Raw genomic sequence first — 17782 nt, forward strand, 5'->3', positions numbered from 1 at the left:
GAATCCAGAACCGATACCCTTCATCAAGAAGCAGAAACCGTTTGCGCCCCGTCGATCAGTGACATTGGTTCTGGGTTCCGGGCTCTTCGCTTCGCGAAGCCCCGGAATGACGGCGAGTGTCCGCACCATCACGCCTTTCCGATCCGCTTGGCCTTCTCGGCGTCGTACCACCAGATCGCGGGAGCGCCGGAGGAGAATTTCGGCTTGGTCTGCGGCCGGTCGTACATGTCCCAATAGGCCAGCCATTCCTCGTCGTTCCACCACATCGGAATCCAGTAGCGCCCGGCGCGAAGCAGTCTGTCGAGGCATTTCGCGGCGACGACGACCTCGGCATAGCTGTGCGCCTGGCCGATCCTCTCGATCATCGCGTCGATGGCGGGGCTGGAGATGCCGGCGGCATTGCGCGACCCCCTCGTCTTGGCCGCTTCCGAACCGAACACGACGCGTAGCGTGTCGCTGGGGATCGCGCTGCCCGAGAGCGCGCGGCTGATGATGTCGAAGTCGAACTCGTCGATTCGGCGCTGATACTGGGCGGGGTCGACGAGGCGCGAGGTCGCGTTGATGCCGAGGCGCTTGAGATTGGCCTGGAAGGGCTGCGTGTGCGGCTGCAGGGCCGGGTTGGAATCGAGGAACTCGATCTCGAAGGGCTGGCCGTTCGGCAGCTTCAGCACATTGCCGTCGCGCTTGCAGCCGGCGGCACGCAGCATCTCGTCGGCCTTGCGCAGCAGGTTGCGGTCGCTGCCCGAGCCGTCCGAGACCGGCGGCAGGAAGGGCTCGCCGAAGACCTCGTCCGGCACCTTGCCGCGGAAGGGCTCCAGCAGGGCCAGCTCCTCCGGCGAGGGCTTGCCGACCGCCTTGGAATCAGAGTTCTCGAAATAGGACGTCATGCGCTCATAGGAGCCGAACATGATGGTCTTGCGCGTCCATTCGAAGTCGAACGCGAGCCCCAGCGCCTCGCGAATGCGCGGATCGGCGAATTTCTCGCGCCGGGTGTTGTAGATCCAGCCCTGCGAACCGACCGGCTCGGTCTTCGGCAGCGCCTCCTTCTTGACCTTGCCCTCGTGCAGCGCCGGGAAATCATAGCCCGTCGCCCAGATGCGGGAGGTGAACTCTTCCTGGAAAGTGATGACGCCGCTCTTGAACGCCTCGAACGCCACCTGCCGGTCGCGGAAATACTCCCAGCGCACCCGGTCGAAATTATTGGTGCCGACGTTCACCGGCAGGTCCTTGCCCCAATAGTCCGGCACCCGCTCGAACTCGATGAAGCGGCCCTGCTCGAAGCGCCCGACCTTGTAGGCGCCCGAACCCAGCGGCGGTTCCAGCGTCGAGGCGCTGAAATCCCGCGTCGACCAGTATTTCTCCGAGAACACCGGCAGGCCGGCGACGACGAGATGGAGGTCGCGGCTACGCTTGGCTGAGAGCTTCACCACGAGAATGTCGTCGCTCTCGGCCTCGGACGAGACGAGCTCGTTCAGGATCAGCCGGAAGGAGGGATGGCCCTTCGCCTTCAGGATGTTCATCGAGAAGGCGGCGTCTCGTGCCGTCACCCGCGCGCCGTCATGGAAGCGCGCTTCGGGCCGCAGGCGGAAGCGATAGGTCAGCTTGTCCGGCGAGACTGCGACGCTCTTCGCCAGCAGCCCGTAGAGGGAGCCCGGCTCGTCGCCGGAACCGGCCATCAGGCTGTCGAAGCAGGCATCCATGCCGGCCGCGCCATCGCCCTGGAGCACGAAGGTGTTAAGCGTGTTGAAGGTGTCGAAGCTCTGGTTGCCGCCGGCCCGCTTGATCTGGACCGTCAGCAGGCCGCCTTTCGGGGCCTTGGGGTTCACATAGGCGAAATGCGGAAAGTCCGGCGGCAGTGCGAGTTCGCCGAAGGTCGAGAGCCCATGCGACTCGGCATCCTGCGCCAGCGCCGCTCCGGGAAGGCCGGGCAGGGCTCCCGCGACAGTCGCGGCACCTGCGGCTTCCAGCAACCTGCGGCGTGTGATGCGCATCGCCATCGTTTCGCGTCTCCCGTCTGATTCGCAGCCTTCCTATCTCGCCCGCGCGGCTGGATACGGCAATGGCCGGCAAGGATGGGCAAGGATCGGATTGTGCGGGCAAGCCGAAGGCGGGAGCAAGGCGTGGCCAAACAAAAAGCCGGGCAAAAGCCCGGCTTGTCAGCAGCGAATGGTCGCAGTGCCCGGCCGCTCAGGGCTTCGGCAGCGGCTTCGGCGCGTCCGCCAGAGTGTTGAGATAGGCGACCACGTCGGCGCGGGTCTCGGGCTTGCTGATGCCGGCGAAGGCCATCGCGGTGCCGGGCACATAGGCCTTCGGGTTCTTCAGGAAGTGGTCGAGAGCGTCGGCGTCCCAGCTCTTGTCGTTGCGGCCCTTCATCGCGGCCGAATAGCCGAAGCCCGCGACCGAGCCTTCGCTGCGGCCATAAACGTCGAAGAGATGCGGGCCGACCTTGTTGGCGCCCCCCTTCTCGAAGGTATGGCAGGCCTTGCAGGCGCCGGTGGCCTTCTCGCCCTTGGCCGGGTCGGCCTTGGCGAGGCGCACCGCGATCGGCTCCTCGGCTGCAGCCGCAGCGGCGCCACCGCCTGCGGCGGCCGGCTCTTCGCTCGGCAGATCGAAGCCGGTCACGGCAGGCTTCTTCGGCGCGAAGACGATGCCCGCCGCCATGTTGAGGCTCATCACGACAAGCAGCGTGGAGAGAACCGCGCCGGCGATCTTGTTGGCTTCGATATTCATCGTATCCGAACCTTGGTGCCCTCCGCGGCCGAAGCCCGGGAGACGAGATAGCGCATAGCCGAAGTCTCGAAAGCCTCCAGCCTCCGCCGTTGCTTAACCGCTTTGCGCGCTTCATTGCAACTCGTATAAGCACGCTCCGCTTTGAGACTTTTTGACGCCGCCCGCCGCGATCTGCGGCCCTCCAGCCGAGCCCACCCGGAAACATGTCGAATCCGCTGATCCTGATCCCCGCCCGCATGCAGGCGACGCGCCTGCCCGGCAAGCCGCTCGCCGACATCAACGGCGAGCCGATGATCGTGCATGTCTGGCGCCGGGCCGTCGAAGCTGGCGTGGGAGATGTCGCGGTGGCGACCGACACGCCTGAGATCGCCGCCGCCATCGAGGCGGCCGGCGGCAAGGCGGTGATGACCAGCGCCGACCACCAGACGGGTTCGGACCGCATCAAGGAAGCCGCCGACATCCTGGACCCGCAGCGGCGCTACGACATCATCGTCAACGTCCAGGGCGATTTCCCGACGCTGGAGCCGTCTGCGATCGCCGCCGCGGTGAAGCCGCTTGCCGATCCGGCTGTGGATATCGCGACGCTTGCAGGCGTGATCACCGACGAGGAGGAGAAGACGGCGCCGAGCGTCGTGAAGCTCATCGGCAGCGAGATCGCTCCCGGCCATATGCGTGCGCTTTACTTTACGCGCGCGACCGCGCCGGCGGGCGAGGGGCCGCTCTACCATCATGTCGGTCTCTATGCCTATCGCCGCGCCGCGCTCGACCGCTTCGTCAGCCTGCCGCAGTCGCCGCTCGAGCTGCGCGAGAAGCTTGAACAGCTGCGCGCGCTCGAAGACGGCATGCGCATCGACGTCATGGTCATCGACCACGTGCCGCGTGGCGTCGATACACCGCCCGATCTCGATCGCGCCCGCGCGATCCTGAAGTCCCGTTGAGGAGCCTGAGCGTCCAATGTCCTTCGTCGTATCCTACCAGGGTGAGCCCGGAGCCTTCTCTTCCCAGGCGGCTCTCCAGGTGTTTCCGGACTGTGAGCTCCTGCCCTGCGCCACCTTCGAGGATGCGCTCGCCGCGGTCAGCGACGGCAAGGCGCGCTATGGCATGATCCCGATCGACAATTCGATCGCCGGCCGCGTCGCCGACATCCACCATCTGCTGCCGCGCTCGGGCCTGCACATCATCGGCGAGCATTTCCTGCCGATCCGCTTTCACCTGATGGGCGTTCCGGGCGCGACGCTGGCGACGATCCAGACGGTGCAGAGCCATATCCACGCGCTCGGCCAGTGCCGGAAGATCATCCGCAAGCTGGGCCTCAAGGCCGAGGTCGCGGCCGATACGGCCGGCTCCGCCCGCCAGGTCGCGGAAGCTGGCGACGTCACCCGCGCGGCGATCGCCCCGCGCATCGCGGCGGAGGTCTACGGGCTCGATATCCTGATGGAGGACATCGAGGACGAGAAGCACAACACCACTCGCTTCGTCGTGCTCTCGAAATATCCGGAATATGCCCGCCAGGGCGTCGGCAAGACGGTGACGACGCTGATGTTCCGCGTCCGCAACATTCCCGCCGCCCTCTACAAGGCGATGGGCGGTTTCGCCACCAACGGCGTCAATATGACGAAGCTGGAAAGCTACATGGTCGACGGCCTTTTCGCCGCGACCATGTTCTATGCCGATGTCGAGGGGCATCCCGACGATCCGGCGCTCCGGCGCGCGCTCGATGAGCTCTCCTACTTCTCCAAGGAGATGAAGATCATGGGCGTCTATCCCGCCAACGAGTTCCGCTCGACGATCGAGGAAGCCGCCGAGTAAGGCGCTGCCGACGGGTTGCCAGGCCGCGGCGGCGCCCGCCGATCAGCGGGCGAGGCCGTCCTCGATCGCCGCACGCGCGGCAATGAAGGCGGCCGCATGTTCCGGTGTGGCGCCTTGCTGCTGTTCGAGCAGGAGCAGCGCCGTCTCGTAGATCTCCCGGATATCCGCCGGCGTCAGCACGCGCTTGTGGAGAAGGCAGCGCAGCAGTGCCGCCGTGGTGGTCGAGGCGACGAGATGGCCGGCCGCCATCCCGTCCGCGGAAGTCTGGCGCATGGCCATCACTGCCCCGACGTCTGGAGCGCTTCGGGCACGTCATAGCCCTCGGCCGTATAGCTGTTGATCTTGTTGCGCAGCGTGCGGATGGCGATGCCGAGCAGACCGGCGGCATGAGTACGGTTGCCACCGGTTTCGCGCAGCGTGGCGAGAATCAGATCACGTTCGACGTCGGCGACAGGCAGGCCGACGAGTTGCTCCACGATAGCCTGTTCAGGATCGAGGTTATGCATGGTCGCGGTCCTTTCCGAGCCCCCCGGAAGCCCTATCGACCATGCAAGGGGGCGCCCTTGATGGTTAAGGAGTCGTAAAGACAAGGTGCCTAAGAGCCGGCGTGGTCGCCGAAGCGTCCGCTTCGCTCGTCGCGCCCGGCGTCAAATCCGCCTGAAACCGGCCTTACCAGGGGCGTGGCCCCTCCATCGTCGAGACATGGGCCGAGACGACTTTCCAGCCCTGATCGGGGAAGCGCACCCAGGTCTGGCTCTGGCGGCCGACCACCTCGCGCCCGCGCACCTTGAATTCGAGGTTCACCGTGGCAAGGTCGCGGCCGAGCGTCAGGATCTCCAGCCGAATCCGCTTCTCCTTGATGCCCGGCCCCGGCGGACGGGCGACGCGATGGGCATGGATTTCGGAGAAGCCGTAGCCGTTCTCTCCCAGCGCATAGCGGATCGTGTGCGGGCTGTTCCAGAAGGACGCGTCGAGTACATCGACGTCCTTGTCGACCAGCGCCTGCTCGTAGCGCTCGAACAGGGCGCTGATCTCGGCGACGATTTCGGGCAGGTTCGGGGTCAAGTCGGTCACGCGATAGCTTCCATGGCTTGGGCGACGGCGATCAGGCTGGCGTCGGTGCCGCGCCCGCCGATGATCGAGAGGCCGACCGGCGCGCCGTCGATCGTCGCGCCGGGCAGGCTAACCTGCGGCGAGCCGGTCAGGCCGCCTTGGGCGCAAAGGCAGGTGATGCGGTCTCGCATCGGCTGCAGAACAGGCGTGGAGAGGCCGCGCAAGGGCGCGGGAAACGGCGTGGTCGGCAGGCAGAGAATGGTGCCGGGTGGCAGCAGGTGGCGAAGCCGCGCCCTTGCCTCCTCGCGCATCAGCGCCGCCCAGTTGCGCTCGCTCGCCGGAACCTGGGAGCCCGCGATCAGCCCGGCAACGACGCTGAAGGCCATGCGCGGATTGTGCTGCTCGATCCAGGGCTTGAAGGTCTGCCAGGCTTCGACCGGCTGCAGGCTGCGCTGCGCCCGCGCCCAGACCGAGAGGCCCTGCGGGGCCATGATCTCCTCGCGCCCCGGCCCGACGATCCGTTCGAGCTTCTCGACCATCGGCCGCAACGCGGCGCCGACTTCGGGATCGGCGAAGGCGAAGGCATCGACCGCGATGAGCAGCTTCGTCGGCAGCGGCCCCGGCTTCTCGCCGAGCAAGACAGTACCGACCCGCGCGAAGGTCTCGGCGTCGCGTGCGAACCAGCCGACCGTGTCCGAGCTCGGCGCCTGCGGCATCAACCCTGTCAGATCGAGCCGGCCATGCGTCGGTCTGATGCCGTATAGGCCGCAGAAGCTCGACGGCACGCGCATGGAACCGCCGGTATCCGTGCCCAGCGCGGTGTCGCACAAGCCCGCGGCAACGGCCGCTGCCGAGCCGGAGGACGAGCCGCCCGGCACCCGATCGGGCGCGGCGCTGTTGAGCGGCGTGCCGTCGAAGGCGTTCTCGCCGAGGATGCCCAGCGAGACCTCGTCGGTGATCGTCTTGCCGATCAGGTCGGCGCCGGCGTCGAGCAGCGTCTGCACGACCGAGGCGTGGCGCTCCGGGATGGGATTGGCCTTGGCCCAGTCATGGTTGCCGCCGCCGGTCGGCACTCCGGCCACGTCGAACAGGTCCTTGACCGCGTAGGTCAATCCCGACAGCGGACCACCGGGACGGCCGGCAAGACGGGCGCGCGGCCCGGGAACGAAGGCGTTGGCCGGGTCCGTCATTCAAGGCTCCGCAAAGGCTGGTCTTCAGTGGGATGGCGCAATGCGCGGGGTGCGTCAGATCCGCTCGCCCTCGAGCGCCCAGGCTCGCACCAGCGTATTGGCGATGGCGATGTGCTGCGGGCATGCGAGACCGTCCGGGTGCTCGCCGTTCAGCATCTGCAGCACTTCCTCGCGCGGGAACCAGCGCCCGGCTTCCAGCTCGGTCATGTCGAGCGTGATCTCGTCGCCGAGCGCCTCGGCGATGCAGCCGATCATGATCGAGGAGGGGAAGGGCCAGGGCTGCGAGGCGATGTAGCGGACGGCGCCGACCCTGAGGCCAGCCTCCTCCCAGCTTTCGCGCCGGACGGCGTCCTCGAGCGTCTCGCCCGGCTCGACGAAACCGGCGATGCAGGAATACATGCCCGGTGCGAAGCGGGCCTGCCGGGCCAGCAGGCAGGCATCGCCGCGCGTCACCAGCATGATCACGACGGGATCGGTGCGCGGGAAATGCATCGCGCCGCAGGCAGTGCATTCGCGCCGCCAGCCCGAGGCGCCGGCCACGGTCGGCCCGCCGCATTGCGCGCAGAAGTGGTGGCGGGCATGCCAGTCGAGCACGGCCTTGGCCTCGCCGAGCGGCCCGACCTCGTCCTCCGGCACGATGCGCTTGAGCGCGACCGAGCGCAGATCGGTCAGCAGCAGCTCGGGCCGCTCCTTCAAGGGCTCGATCAGGGCCTTGTCGAGCAGGCGGGCGAAGCGTGGCGTGCCGTCCTCGGTCATGCCGAGGAAGATTTCCTCGGCGGCAGGGCCGAGCATCTCGGTCTCGCCATGGCTGAACCAGACCGAGAAGGCGTCGCCGTCGAGGCGCTTGAGAATCGGCGTTTCGCCGGCCACGGCCACGATGCGCGTGTCCGAACGGTGGCGGAGCGCCGTCACCGCGTCGGGCTTGCTGCGCAAATCCTCGCGCCGGTCGAGCCGGTTGATCGCGAACCCGGTCTGGGAGGAGCGTTCGCGGCGGGCGGGAGCGTCGTTCATGACTCGGGTCTAGACCCGCTCAGCCCCGCCGCGCAAGCGCGTCTCACGCCTGCCCGCGCCCGCGCAGGAGATGGATGATGCCGGAGAAATCCGTGCCACCTTCGCCCCAGACATTGTGCAGCCCGAAAAGCTGTGCCGCGGCAGCACCGAGCGGCGTCGAGGCGCCGGCCGCCTGCGCCGCTTCCTGCGACAGCTTCAGGTCCTTCAGCATCAGCGCCGAGGCGAAGCCCGGCTTGTAGTCGTTGTTGGCGGGCGAGGTCGGCACCGGGCCCGGCACCGGGCAATAGGTCGTCAGCGACCAGCATTGGCCCGACGAGGTCGAGGCGACATCGAACAGTGCCTGATGCGACAGGCCGAGCTTCTCGGCCAGCACGAAGGCCTCGGAGACGCCGATCATCGAAATGCCGAGGATCATGTTGTTGCAGATCTTGGCGGCCTGTCCGTTGCCGGCGCCGCCGCAATGCACGATCTTGCGGCCCATCTTGGCGAGGATCGGCCCGCCCTGTCCGAACGCCTCCTCCGTCCCGCCGACCATGAAGGTCAGCGTCGCGCCCTTGGCACCGCCGGTGCCGCCCGAGACCGGGGCATCCAGCGAGAGGCAGCCATGGTCGCCAGCGAGCGCATGCGCCTTGCGCGCGCTCTCGACGTCGATGGTCGAGGAATCGATCAGCAGCGTGCCGGGCTTCACCGCCGGCAGGATATCGGCCCAGACCGAGAGCACATGCTTGCCGGCCGGCAGCATGGTGACGACGATTTCGGCATCAGCCACCGCATCCTTGGCCGAATCCGCGATCCCGACTCCCATCTCCGCGGCGGCATCCTTCGACGCCTGCACGAGGTCGAAGGCTTTGACGCTGTGCCCGGCCTTGACGAGGTTGCCGGCCATCGGGCCGCCCATGTTGCCGAGGCCGATGAAGGCGATGTTGGTCATGCTGCGTTTCCTCTCGTCGTTCTTGGTGCCATCTCGGATTGCTCGAAGAGCAGGCCCGAGACCGTCATCAGAAAAAAGCGCTTTCTCGTCTTGCGATCGCGGATTGCCGTTCGGCGTCAATTCCCTTTCGCCCGCCCGACCAGCCCGCGCGCCACGATCATCCGCATCACCTCGTTGGTGCCTTCGAGGATCTGGTGAACGCGCAGGTCGCGGACGATCTTCTCGATGCCGTAATCGGCGAGATAGCCGTAGCCGCCATGAATCTGCAGGGCGTCGTTGGCGACGTCGAAGCCGGTGTCGGTGGCGATGCGCTTGGCCATGGCGCAGAGCTTGGTCGCGTCCGGCGCCTTGGCGTCGAGCGCGGCGGCTGCGCGCCAGAGCAGGCTGCGCGCCGCTTCCAGCTCGGTCGCCATGTCGGCGAGCTTGAACTGCAGCGCCTGGAAATCGGCGATGACCGAGCCGAAGGCTTTGCGCTCCCTGGCGTAGGCGATCGCTTTGTCGAGCGCGCCCTGCGCGCCGCCGATCGAGCAGGCGCCGATATTGAGCCGCCCGCCGTCGAGGCCGGCCATGGCGATCTTGAAGCCGATCCCTTCCGGGCCGAGCCGGTTCGCCACAGGCACGCGGCAATTCTCCAGGATCACCGCCCGCGTCGGCTGGGCATTCCAGCCCATCTTCTTCTCGTTGGCGCCGAAGGAGAGGCCGGGCGTGTCTTTCTCGACGACGATGGTCGAGATGCCCGAGGGGCCGGGCTCGCCGGTGCGTGCCATCACGACGTAGATGTCGGAGACGCCGGCGCCGGAGATGAACTGCTTCTGCCCGTCGAGGACGTAATGGTCGCCGTCGAGCGTGGCCTTGGTCTTCAGCGCGGCGGCGTCGGAGCCGGCGCCGGGCTCGGTCAGGCAATAGCTGGCGAGGTGCTCCATCGTGCACAGTTTCGGCAGGAAGCGCTGCCGCTGCTCATCGGAGCCGTAGCGGTCGATCATCCAGGCGCACATGTTGTGGATCGAGATATAGGCCGCGACCGTCGGGCAGCCGGTCGACAGCGCCTCGAAGATCAGGGCGGCGTCGAGCCGCGAAAGACCCGAGCCGCCGACATCCTCCTGGATGTAGATGCCGCCCATGCCGAGCGCCGCGGCCGCGCGCATCTCCTCGACCGGGAAATGTTTCTCCTCGTCCCAGCGCATTGCATGGGGGGCGAGCGCATCAGCGGCGAAATCCTGCGCCATGTCGCGGATGGCGATCTGGTCTTCGGTCAGGGAAAACGGGCTCAAGGCTGGCGCTCCTGAAAGCTGGGAGCCGTCCGTTGCGGCTTCGGCGATACGATCTGCCGGCGCTCGGGATAGGCTCCGTCATAGGGTCCGGTGCGGCCGCGATGGGGCGAGCGCGGCGCGTCGAGTGCGATGAAGTCGTCGGGAGCGGGCGGCTCGCCCGGCTTGCCGACGAAGACGCGCGGTCCGCGATCCGTCACCACCACGTCGCCATAGGCGAGGTCGTCGCGGCTGATGAAGCTCTCGACCGTCACGGGTGGGGAAGGCGGAGGCGGCAGGCTGGCCTCGCGCTCCCGCCTGATCCGATTGTCCTCGATCACCTGCCGGACATGCCCCCGGCTGCGCTGCCGCATCGCCTCGATCCGGCCCTGCAGCAACTGGCGGCAGTGCCGCTGTTGAGCTTCATCGAGCGTTATGTGCTCGATGAGCCCAGGTTCGCACGAGGCGTCGTCGAACGGCGGCGAGGCTTCCGCGGGAGAAGGCTGAGCCGGCGCGGGCAGCGTCGGCCCGCAGAGGAGGGCGAGCGACGATGCGATGATGCGCAGCGATCGCTCCATGGCCTCCTCCGCCGGTGGCGCCGTCAGTTCATCGTCGGGATGACGAAGCTGGCGCCGTCCTTGATACCGCTCGGCCAGCGCGCGGTCACCGTCTTCGTCTTGGTATAGAAGCGGATCGAGTCCGGGCCGTGCTGGTTGAGGTCGCCGAAGGAGGAGCGCTTCCAGCCGCCGAAGGTGTAGTAGGCGAGCGGGACCGGGATCGGCACGTTGATGCCGACCATGCCGACCTGCACCTTCGAGGCGAAATCGCGCGCGGCGTCGCCGTCTCGGGTGTAGATCGCGGTGCCGTTGCCGTATTCGTGGTCGTTGGTCAGCTTCAGCGCCTCGTCATAGCTGTCGGCGCGGACGACCGAGAGCACCGGCCCGAAGATCTCTTCCTTGTAGATGCGCATGTCCTTGGTGACGTTGTCGAACAGGCAGCCGCCGACATAGAAGCCGTTCTCGTAGCCCTGCATCTTGAAGCCGCGTCCGTCGACGGCGAGCGTCGCGCCTTCCTGCAAGCCGATGTCGACATAGGACTTGATCTTCTCCATCGCCGCCTTGGTGACGACGGGGCCGTAATCGGCCGTCAGATCGGTCGAAGGGCCGACCTTGAGGCTCTCGACGCGCGGGATCAGGCGCTTCACCAGCTCGTCGGCCGTGGCCTTGCCCACGGGAACCGCGACTGAGATCGCCATGCAGCGCTCGCCGGCGGAGCCGTAGCCGGCGCCAATCAGCGCGTCGACCGCCTGGTCCATGTCGGCGTCGGGCATGATGACCATGTGGTTCTTGGCGCCACCGAAGCACTGCACGCGCTTACCATTGGCGCAGCCGCGGGCGTAGATGTACTCGGCGATCGGCGTGGAGCCGACGAAGCCGATGGCCTTGATCTCGGGATGGTCGAGGATGGCGTCGACCGCTTCCTTGTCGCCGTTGACGACGTTGAGGATGCCGGGAGGGCCGCCCGCCTCGATGAACAGCTCCGCCAGGCGCATCGGCACGCCCGGGTCGCGCTCGGAGGGCTTCAGGATGAAGGCGTTGCCGCAGGCGATCGCGGGGCCGAGCTTCCAGAGCGGGATCATCGCCGGGAAGTTGAACGGCGTGATGCCGGCGACGACGCCGAGCGGCTGGCGCAGCGAATAGATGTCGATGCCGGGGCCTGCGCCGTCGGTGAACTCGCCCTTCATCAGGTTGGGGACGCCGAGCGAGAATTCGACGACCTCGACACCGCGCTGAATGTCGCCCTTGGCGTCGGGAATGGTCTTGCCGTGCTCGCGGGCGAGCAGCTCGGCCAGCTCGTCGTTGTTCTGGGCGATGAGGTCGAGGAACTTCATCAGCACGCGGGCGCGGCGCTGCGGGTTGACGGCCGCCCATTTCGGCTGCGCCTCGGCGGCGTTCTGCACGGCGGCGTCGAGTTCGGCGGTGGAGGCGAGGGCGACCTTGCCGATCACGCTGCCGTCCATCGGCTGGAAGATGTCGGAGCTGCGCCCCGAGGTGCCGGCGACCTGCTTGCCGCCGATGAAATGTCCGACCTGACGCATCGCGCCCTCCCTACGAATTGGTGTTGTGATCTTGCCGACTCCCTACCATTCTCGTTTGTGCACGGCTATAGCGAGTGTTAAACGTCGGTCGTGCAAAAAAACAAATATGGGGAGGAGGCCTTGGAGCGCTTCGACTGGGACGATCTCCGTTTCTTTCTGGCTGTGGCGCGATCCGGGCGCCTGACGGCTGCGGCCCGCCGGCTTGGCGCCGATCATGCCACCGTTTCGCGCCGGATCACCTCGCTTGAGGAGGCACTGAAGGCCAAGCTCTTCGAGCGGCGCCCGCAGGGTTATACGCTGACCGCGCATGGCGAGCGCCTGCTCGCCAAGGCCGAGAGCATGGAGACCGAGGCGCTGGCGATCCAGAGCGATATCGGCGGGGCCGACATGGCTTTGTCGGGCACGGTCAGGATCGGGGCGCCCGATGGTTTCGGCACCGCCTTCCTGGCGCCGCGGCTGGCTGCCTTCGCAAGGTCCTATCCCGGGCTCGAAATCCAGCTCATCGCGATGCCCCGGCTGCTCTCCCTGTCGAAACGCGAGGCCGACGTCGCGATCACGCTGGCGCCGCCCAAGGAGGGCAAGGTCGTCGCCCGCAAGCTCTCGGATTATCGCCTCGGCCTCTACGGCTCGCCGGACTATCTCGCGTCGATGCCGCCGGTGACGAAACCCGACGATCTCTTCGAGCATCGCATCGTCGGCTATATCGACGACCTGATCTTCACGCCCGAACTCGACTATCTCGACGAGGTCGCCAAGGGCTTGCGAGCCCATGTCCAGAGCTCGAGCGTCATCGCGCAGATGAATGCGGTGGTGGCCGGCGCCGGCATCGGCGTGATCCACCACTTCATGGCGGAGGGCGAGCCTCGTCTCGTGCCAGTGCTGCCCGAGACGGTCTCGATCACGCGTTCCTTCTGGCTGCTGGTGCATGCCGATCTGAAGGATGTGGCGCGGGTGCGCGCGATCGTCGACTTCGTCGTGCGCGAGGCGAAGGCGTCGCGTGCCCTGATGCTGGGCGAGCCGAGACAGGAGCAGCGTACTGCGGCCGAATAGCCCGCGGCGCAGCTTTTCCTCAGCCGCGGCGTGGCGGGTCGAGCGGCCGGCCGCTGCGATAGGCATCGAGGAAGCTCTCGGACGAGATCAGATCGGCAAGCGCCCGCAGCCCTTCCGCAACGCCGGGGCCGAGCGTCGCCTCGACCCGGCCATTGGCCTGAGCCCAATGCGAGACGGCCTGCTGCAGGCGCCCCTCGCCAGCCGGCGTCAAGACCGCCCGCTTGCTGCGGCGGTCCTCCAGATCGGCGTGCAGTGCGACCAGCCCGTCCCGCACCAATGGCCGCAATGCGTGGGTGAGGGCCGAGATCTGGATGAGCTGGCGGGCGGCGATCTCGTTGAGCGTCGGCCCCTTTCCGTCTTCCGTCAGGCCGTCGATGGCGACGAGCAGGCCGAACTGGGTCGCCTTCAGGCCGAGCGGCGCGATGGCATCGTCATAGATCTGGCCGAGCCGCCGGGTGGCGCGGCGCATGGCCGTGTTCGTGCAGGCGAGCTGGAAGAACGTCTCCGGTATGTCCACGCAGCCGAACGGCGCCCCAGAATCTGGCTTCTTGTTCATGTCCCTAAAATGGTTGAGCACAACACTATTGAAAAGGGTCCGGGCCTCACCATTTGATTGAGCGCTCAACAAATAAATTGAGTACTCAATGAAATGGAATTCTCTCATGAGCACGCCTTCCCATCGCAAGCTCGCCGTCGTCACCGGCGCGTCCTCCGGCATCGGCGCCGTCTATGCCGACAGGCTGGCGGCGCGCGGCTATGATCTGCTGCTGATCGCCCGCCGGCGCGACCGGCTGGAGGAGGTGGCGGGGCGGATCGCCTCCGCCCATGGCCGCAACGCCGAAATCCTGGTCGCCGATCTCGGTGACGAGGCCGATCTCGCGCGCGTCGAGAAGGATCTGGCCGCCCGCGACGATATCGAGCTGCTGGTCAACAATGCCGGTATCGCCCGTTTCGCGCCGATCGCACAGGCGCCCGCCTCGGATTCCGCCGCGCAGATCGCCTTGAACATCGGCGCGCTGACGCGCCTGACCCATGCCGTGCTGCCGGGCTTCGTCGCGCGCAACCGCGGCACGCTCGTCAATATCGCCTCGATCCTGAGCCTTCATTCGCTGCCGCACAGCGCGGTCTATAGCGGCACGAAGGCCTATGTCCTCGCTTTCACCCGCGGCCTGCAGTCCGAGCTGGAAGGAACCGCCGTGAAGGTCCAGAGCGTCCATCCGCCGGCGACGGCGACCGAGATCTGGGAGCTGGCCGGCGTGCCCCTGGCGAGTTTCGACCCCGAGAAGATCATGACGACCGAAGGCATGGTGGACGCTGCGCTCGCCGGGCTTGCCGCCGGCGAGACGATCACCTGGCCGTCCGTTGGGGATGAAGCGCTCTGGGCCACGTTCGACGAGGCGCGCGCGACGCTGGTCGCCGCGTCGCAGACGAAGAATGCGGCGCCGCGCTACGCAGCCGCCTGACGCGATCGCGCTTTCGGCAGGTCGCCTCGCGGAGAGGCGGCTTGCCGGAGGCTCAGGCCGCGTCGGCGCAGACCCGGTTCCGGCCGCTCTGCTTGGCGGCGTAGAGCGCGCGATCCGCCCGGCCGAGACAGGTATCGAGCTCGTCCTCCGGGCCGATCGTGGCGACGCCGAGCGAAACCGTGAGCGCCAGCGTGTCCTCGCCCAGCTTCACCGTTTCGCGGGCGATGGCTTCCCGGATGTCGTCGCAGAGCCGCGTCGCTTCAGCGAGATCTGCGCCGGGGAACAGGATGGCGAACTCCTCGCCGCCGACCCGGGCGAGAAGGTTGAAGCCGCGCTCGGCCGAGACGCTCAGGCTGCGCGCGACCGCCGTCAGCGCCCTGTCGCCGCCATCATGGCCGTAGCGGTCATTCAGGCGCTTGAAATGATCGATGTCGAGGATGGCGATCGAGACCGGCACCCCCATCTCGCGCGCTTCGTCGACGAGCTTGCGGCCGCGCTCGAAGAAGTGTCGGCGATTGAACAGCCCCGTCAGGAAGTCGCGCGCCGCGAGGTCCTGCAGCTGCTTGAGCTGCGTCAGCGTCTCGACATTCGAGGCGATGCGGCATTGCAGCTCCTCGAGCACGAAGGGGCGTGAGACGAAGTCGTGCGCGCCCGCCTTCAGGAAGCCGGCCGAGGTCGTCCGATCCGTCGAGGACGAGATGCCGAGCAGCCGGACCTGCGGATGGCGGCGGCGGATGCGGCGCGCCAGCTCGAAGCCGTCCATGTCGGGCATGTAGTAGTCGCTGACCACGAGCTGGATGTCCGGGTTCGCGTCCAGGATCGTCAGCGCCTCCTGCCCGGAGCCGGCCTCGACCACCGCATATTGCTGGATCGACAGCATGCGGGCGAGCACCTTGCGGGTCGTGCGTGTGTCGTCGACGACGAGGATGCGGGTGTTGCGGTTGTTCAGCGCGCGCTTGACCGTGTTGACGAGATTGCTGAGCGCGAATTCATTGTCCTTCAGGACGTAGTCGATGACCTCCCGCTCCATGATCCGCCCGCGCGTGGCGAGATCGAAGGTAGCGGTGAACACGACGGACGGGATGCCGTGGGTGACGGTCCAGTCCAGCGCCTCGCCGCGCGGCGCATCGGGCAGGTTGAGGTCGACGACGGCGATCGCATAGGCGCCGGGCGCCGCGACGATGATCTCGCTCAGATCCTTGAGGGAGCCGCAGGTCGTGACGGGCAGCCCGGTCTCCGCTTGGAGGAACTGCCGCAGCGCCAGCGAGAAGGTTCGGGAGTCCTCGATGACGAGAATCCTGCGGTCGTCGGCTGTCGGTTCTTGTCTGGTCTGAAGCATCGTAAGGGCACCCATGCTGCATCTAGGGCGTCCCCGAGCTTAATTTTTCGTCACGGCCAAACCGCCGCGATCTGCCTCCCGGTGGCGCGGTCTAGAGCCGCCAGGGCAGGATGTTCTGCGGCAGATGGCGTCCGAGCAGATCGAGGATCAGCATCGCGACCAGGATGATGGTGGATGCGCTGATGGCGACGGCGGCGGCCTCGCCGGCAAGACCCGCTTCCTTCAGGCTGAAGAGCACGACACCGAGCGTCTCCGTACCGGAGGACCAGAGCAGGGCCGAGACGGTGAGCTCGTTGAAAGCGACGAGGAAGACCATCAGCGCCGACACCGCTGCCGCAGGCGCCAGGATCGGCGCGACGATGAAGCGCAGCATCTGCCAGAGATTGGCGCCGTCGAGCTTGGCCGCCTCCTCGTGATGCGCCTCGATCTGAGCCATGGCCGCGACGGGCGCCTTCAGTGCCAGCGGCAGGAAGCGCGCGAGATAGGCGAAGAGGATGATGAAGGGCGTGCCGTAGATGCTGACGCCGATCAGCGGCAGCGGCTTGAGGAAGATCAGGATGCAGGCGATGGCAAGCACCACGCCCGGCAAGGCATAGGGCAATTCGATCATCAGCTCGACCGGGCGCCTCAGCTTGCCGAGCCGCCTTTCGAGGGCATAGGCGAACGCGATCGCAAGGAAGGCCAGGATCAGCGCTGCCGCGCCGGCGAAGAGCAGCGAGTTGCGGAAGGCGCGCATGGTCACCGCCTGCCGCAGCAGCACCTCGGTGAATTTATCGAAGGTCAGAGTCTGCCAGGACAGCGCGACGCCGAGCGCCGGCGTCAGCGCTTCGCTGAGCAGGGCGATGAGCGGCAGGCCGAGCTTCAGTGCCAGCAGCAGCCAGAGCCCGCCCGCGACGAAGGGGCGCGCGGAGCCGAGCAGCCAGTAGGGTTCGAGCGGCCGTTCGATCTCGACCTTGCCGCGCTGGCGGCTGGCGACGAGCGTTCCCGCGATGATGCCGAGCGCCGCCACGACACCGACCAGCACCGCAAGCGCCGCCGTTTCTCCGAGGCTCGACGGGCCGAAGCTCGACAGCCGGCGGTAGATCAGCGTCGGCAGCGTCAGATAGTTCACAGGCAGGCCGAGCAAGGCGGGGATGCCGAAATTGCCGACACCGGCGACGAAGGCGATGAGCCCGGCGGCGACGATCTGCGGCCGCAGCACGGGAATGACGATGCGGGCGGTGATGGTGGCGTTCGAGGCGCCTTCCATCTGCGCCGCCTCGATCAGCGATTGCGGGATGCTGCGCAGGCCGGTCCAGAGCGTGATCGCGACGAGCGGCGCATGGTGCAGGGCCATCACCAGGATGATGCCGCCGCGGCCCAGCAGCGGGTTCGGTGTACCCGGCACGGGCGCGAGTCCGATGAGCGACAGGATCGGCGAGTTCGGTGCGAGCAGGCTGAGGAAGGCGAGCGCGGCGACCTGCGGCGCGATCATCATCGAGAACACGAAGGCGAAGGCGAGCGGGCGCTTGCCTCGGACATCGGTGACGCCGAGCGTCAGCGCGACGATGCCGCCGACGACGAGCGCGCCGAGCGCGGAGAGGCAGGCGGTCTCCAGCGTGTGCCAGGTCGCGTTTACGGCGGAGCGGCTCGCCATCTCGGCGAAGGCGGCTTCCGGCGCGAACTGCCAGCCGGGCGCGAAGGCCGCCAGGATCAACCGGAAAAAGGGCAGGCCGCCGAGCAGCAGCGCGACGGCGATGACGAGCGCCGGCAGGCCGAGGCCGTCCGGCGGCCGCAGGCGCGGAAGAAGCGGGGCCGCGATGGCGGGCTCCCGCTTCCCGTTTCGGTCGATGGCCAGCGTCATTTCGCCGCCGGCCCTAGC

Annotated in this window: 18 protein-coding genes; 4 read left to right on the top strand and 14 right to left on the bottom strand. The window is 67.4% G+C overall.

The genetic code is table 11. The features are described 5' to 3' along the window. Positions 1-128: 128 nt before the first annotated feature. Together NWE53_RS25060 and NWE53_RS25065 are read right to left on the bottom strand one after the other, a co-directional pair. Positions 129-1997, bottom strand: a complete 1869-nt coding sequence (locus tag NWE53_RS25060) for an extracellular solute-binding protein (protein WP_265052010.1) — start codon at positions 1995-1997, stop codon at positions 129-131. A gap of 190 nt (positions 1998-2187) precedes the next feature. Then, positions 2188-2730 (bottom strand): c-type cytochrome, encoded by a 543-nt coding sequence (locus NWE53_RS25065; RefSeq protein ID WP_265052011.1) that lies wholly within the window; start codon positions 2728-2730, stop codon positions 2188-2190. Positions 2731-2933: 203 nt separating this feature from the next. Here NWE53_RS25065 and NWE53_RS25070 point away from each other — a divergent pair, with 203 nt between their 5' ends. Together NWE53_RS25070 and NWE53_RS25075 are read left to right on the top strand one after the other, a co-directional pair. After that, positions 2934-3668 carry a 3-deoxy-manno-octulosonate cytidylyltransferase gene (locus tag NWE53_RS25070; RefSeq protein WP_265052012.1) on the top strand — a complete coding sequence of 245 codons (735 nt, stop codon included), beginning with the start codon at positions 2934-2936 and terminating at the stop codon, positions 3666-3668. A gap of 16 nt (positions 3669-3684) precedes the next feature. Beyond that, positions 3685-4539, top strand: a complete 855-nt coding sequence (locus NWE53_RS25075; protein WP_265052013.1) for a prephenate dehydratase — start codon at positions 3685-3687, stop codon at positions 4537-4539. A gap of 42 nt (positions 4540-4581) precedes the next feature. Here the strand turns inward: NWE53_RS25075 and NWE53_RS25080 are convergent, their stop codons facing one another. The 9 genes from NWE53_RS25080 to NWE53_RS25120 form a co-directional block, all read right to left on the bottom strand. Beyond that, positions 4582-4812, bottom strand: coding sequence for a hypothetical protein (locus NWE53_RS25080; protein ID WP_265052014.1), 231 nt, complete (start codon positions 4810-4812; stop codon positions 4582-4584). Between the two features lie 5 nt (positions 4813-4817). Beyond that, positions 4818-5045, bottom strand: coding sequence for a helix-turn-helix domain-containing protein (locus NWE53_RS25085; protein WP_442864902.1), 228 nt, complete (start codon positions 5043-5045; stop codon positions 4818-4820). Between the two features lie 163 nt (positions 5046-5208). Next, a complete protein-coding gene (hpxZ, locus tag NWE53_RS25090) occupies positions 5209-5613 on the bottom strand; it encodes an oxalurate catabolism protein HpxZ (RefSeq protein ID WP_320109535.1) in 405 nt (134 codons plus the stop codon). Next, on the bottom strand, positions 5610-6782 hold the full coding sequence (locus NWE53_RS25095; protein WP_265052015.1) for an amidase: 1173 nt from the start codon (positions 6780-6782) through the stop codon (positions 5610-5612). Before NWE53_RS25095 ends, hpxZ begins: the two co-directional genes overlap by 4 nt. A gap of 54 nt (positions 6783-6836) precedes the next feature. Further along, positions 6837-7793 (bottom strand): NAD(+) diphosphatase, encoded by a 957-nt coding sequence (gene nudC / locus NWE53_RS25100; protein ID WP_265052016.1) that lies wholly within the window; start codon positions 7791-7793, stop codon positions 6837-6839. 43 nt (positions 7794-7836) lie between these two features. Then, on the bottom strand, positions 7837-8724 hold the full coding sequence (gene mmsB / locus NWE53_RS25105; RefSeq protein WP_265052017.1) for a 3-hydroxyisobutyrate dehydrogenase: 888 nt from the start codon (positions 8722-8724) through the stop codon (positions 7837-7839). Between the two features lie 116 nt (positions 8725-8840). Then, a complete protein-coding gene (locus NWE53_RS25110; RefSeq protein ID WP_265052018.1) occupies positions 8841-9995 on the bottom strand; it encodes an isobutyryl-CoA dehydrogenase in 1155 nt (384 codons plus the stop codon). Beyond that, positions 9992-10549, bottom strand: coding sequence for a hypothetical protein (locus NWE53_RS25115; RefSeq protein ID WP_265052019.1), 558 nt, complete (start codon positions 10547-10549; stop codon positions 9992-9994). The genes NWE53_RS25110 and NWE53_RS25115 overlap by 4 nt, the downstream gene beginning before the upstream one ends. Before the next feature lie 23 nt (positions 10550-10572). Further along, entirely contained in the window at positions 10573-12069 is a 1497-nt protein-coding gene (locus NWE53_RS25120; RefSeq protein ID WP_265052020.1) for a CoA-acylating methylmalonate-semialdehyde dehydrogenase, read from the bottom strand. A 120-nt stretch (positions 12070-12189) separates the two neighbouring features. Between NWE53_RS25120 and NWE53_RS25125 the strand changes: the two genes are divergently transcribed. Then, entirely contained in the window at positions 12190-13119 is a 930-nt protein-coding gene (locus NWE53_RS25125) for a LysR family transcriptional regulator (RefSeq protein ID WP_265052021.1), read from the top strand. 19 nt (positions 13120-13138) lie between these two features. Here NWE53_RS25125 and NWE53_RS25130 read toward each other — a convergent pair whose 3' ends face one another. Then, positions 13139-13588, bottom strand: a complete 450-nt coding sequence (locus NWE53_RS25130) for a MarR family winged helix-turn-helix transcriptional regulator (RefSeq protein WP_265052022.1) — start codon at positions 13586-13588, stop codon at positions 13139-13141. Between the two features lie 193 nt (positions 13589-13781). Here NWE53_RS25130 and NWE53_RS25135 point away from each other — a divergent pair, with 193 nt between their 5' ends. Then, a complete protein-coding gene (locus tag NWE53_RS25135) occupies positions 13782-14582 on the top strand; it encodes an SDR family NAD(P)-dependent oxidoreductase (protein WP_265052023.1) in 801 nt (266 codons plus the stop codon). Between the two features lie 52 nt (positions 14583-14634). Here NWE53_RS25135 and NWE53_RS25140 read toward each other — a convergent pair whose 3' ends face one another. Both NWE53_RS25140 and NWE53_RS25145 read right to left on the bottom strand, forming a co-directional pair. Beyond that, entirely contained in the window at positions 14635-15921 is a 1287-nt protein-coding gene (locus tag NWE53_RS25140; RefSeq protein WP_265052024.1) for a GGDEF domain-containing response regulator, read from the bottom strand. A gap of 91 nt (positions 15922-16012) precedes the next feature. Next, a complete protein-coding gene (locus tag NWE53_RS25145) occupies positions 16013-17764 on the bottom strand; it encodes an ABC transporter permease (protein ID WP_265052025.1) in 1752 nt (583 codons plus the stop codon). Between the last annotated feature and the right edge of the window lie 18 nt (positions 17765-17782).

It is taken from the genome of Bosea sp. NBC_00550, from assembly GCF_026020075.1.
Taxonomy (GTDB): Bacteria; Pseudomonadota; Alphaproteobacteria; order Rhizobiales; family Beijerinckiaceae; genus Allobosea.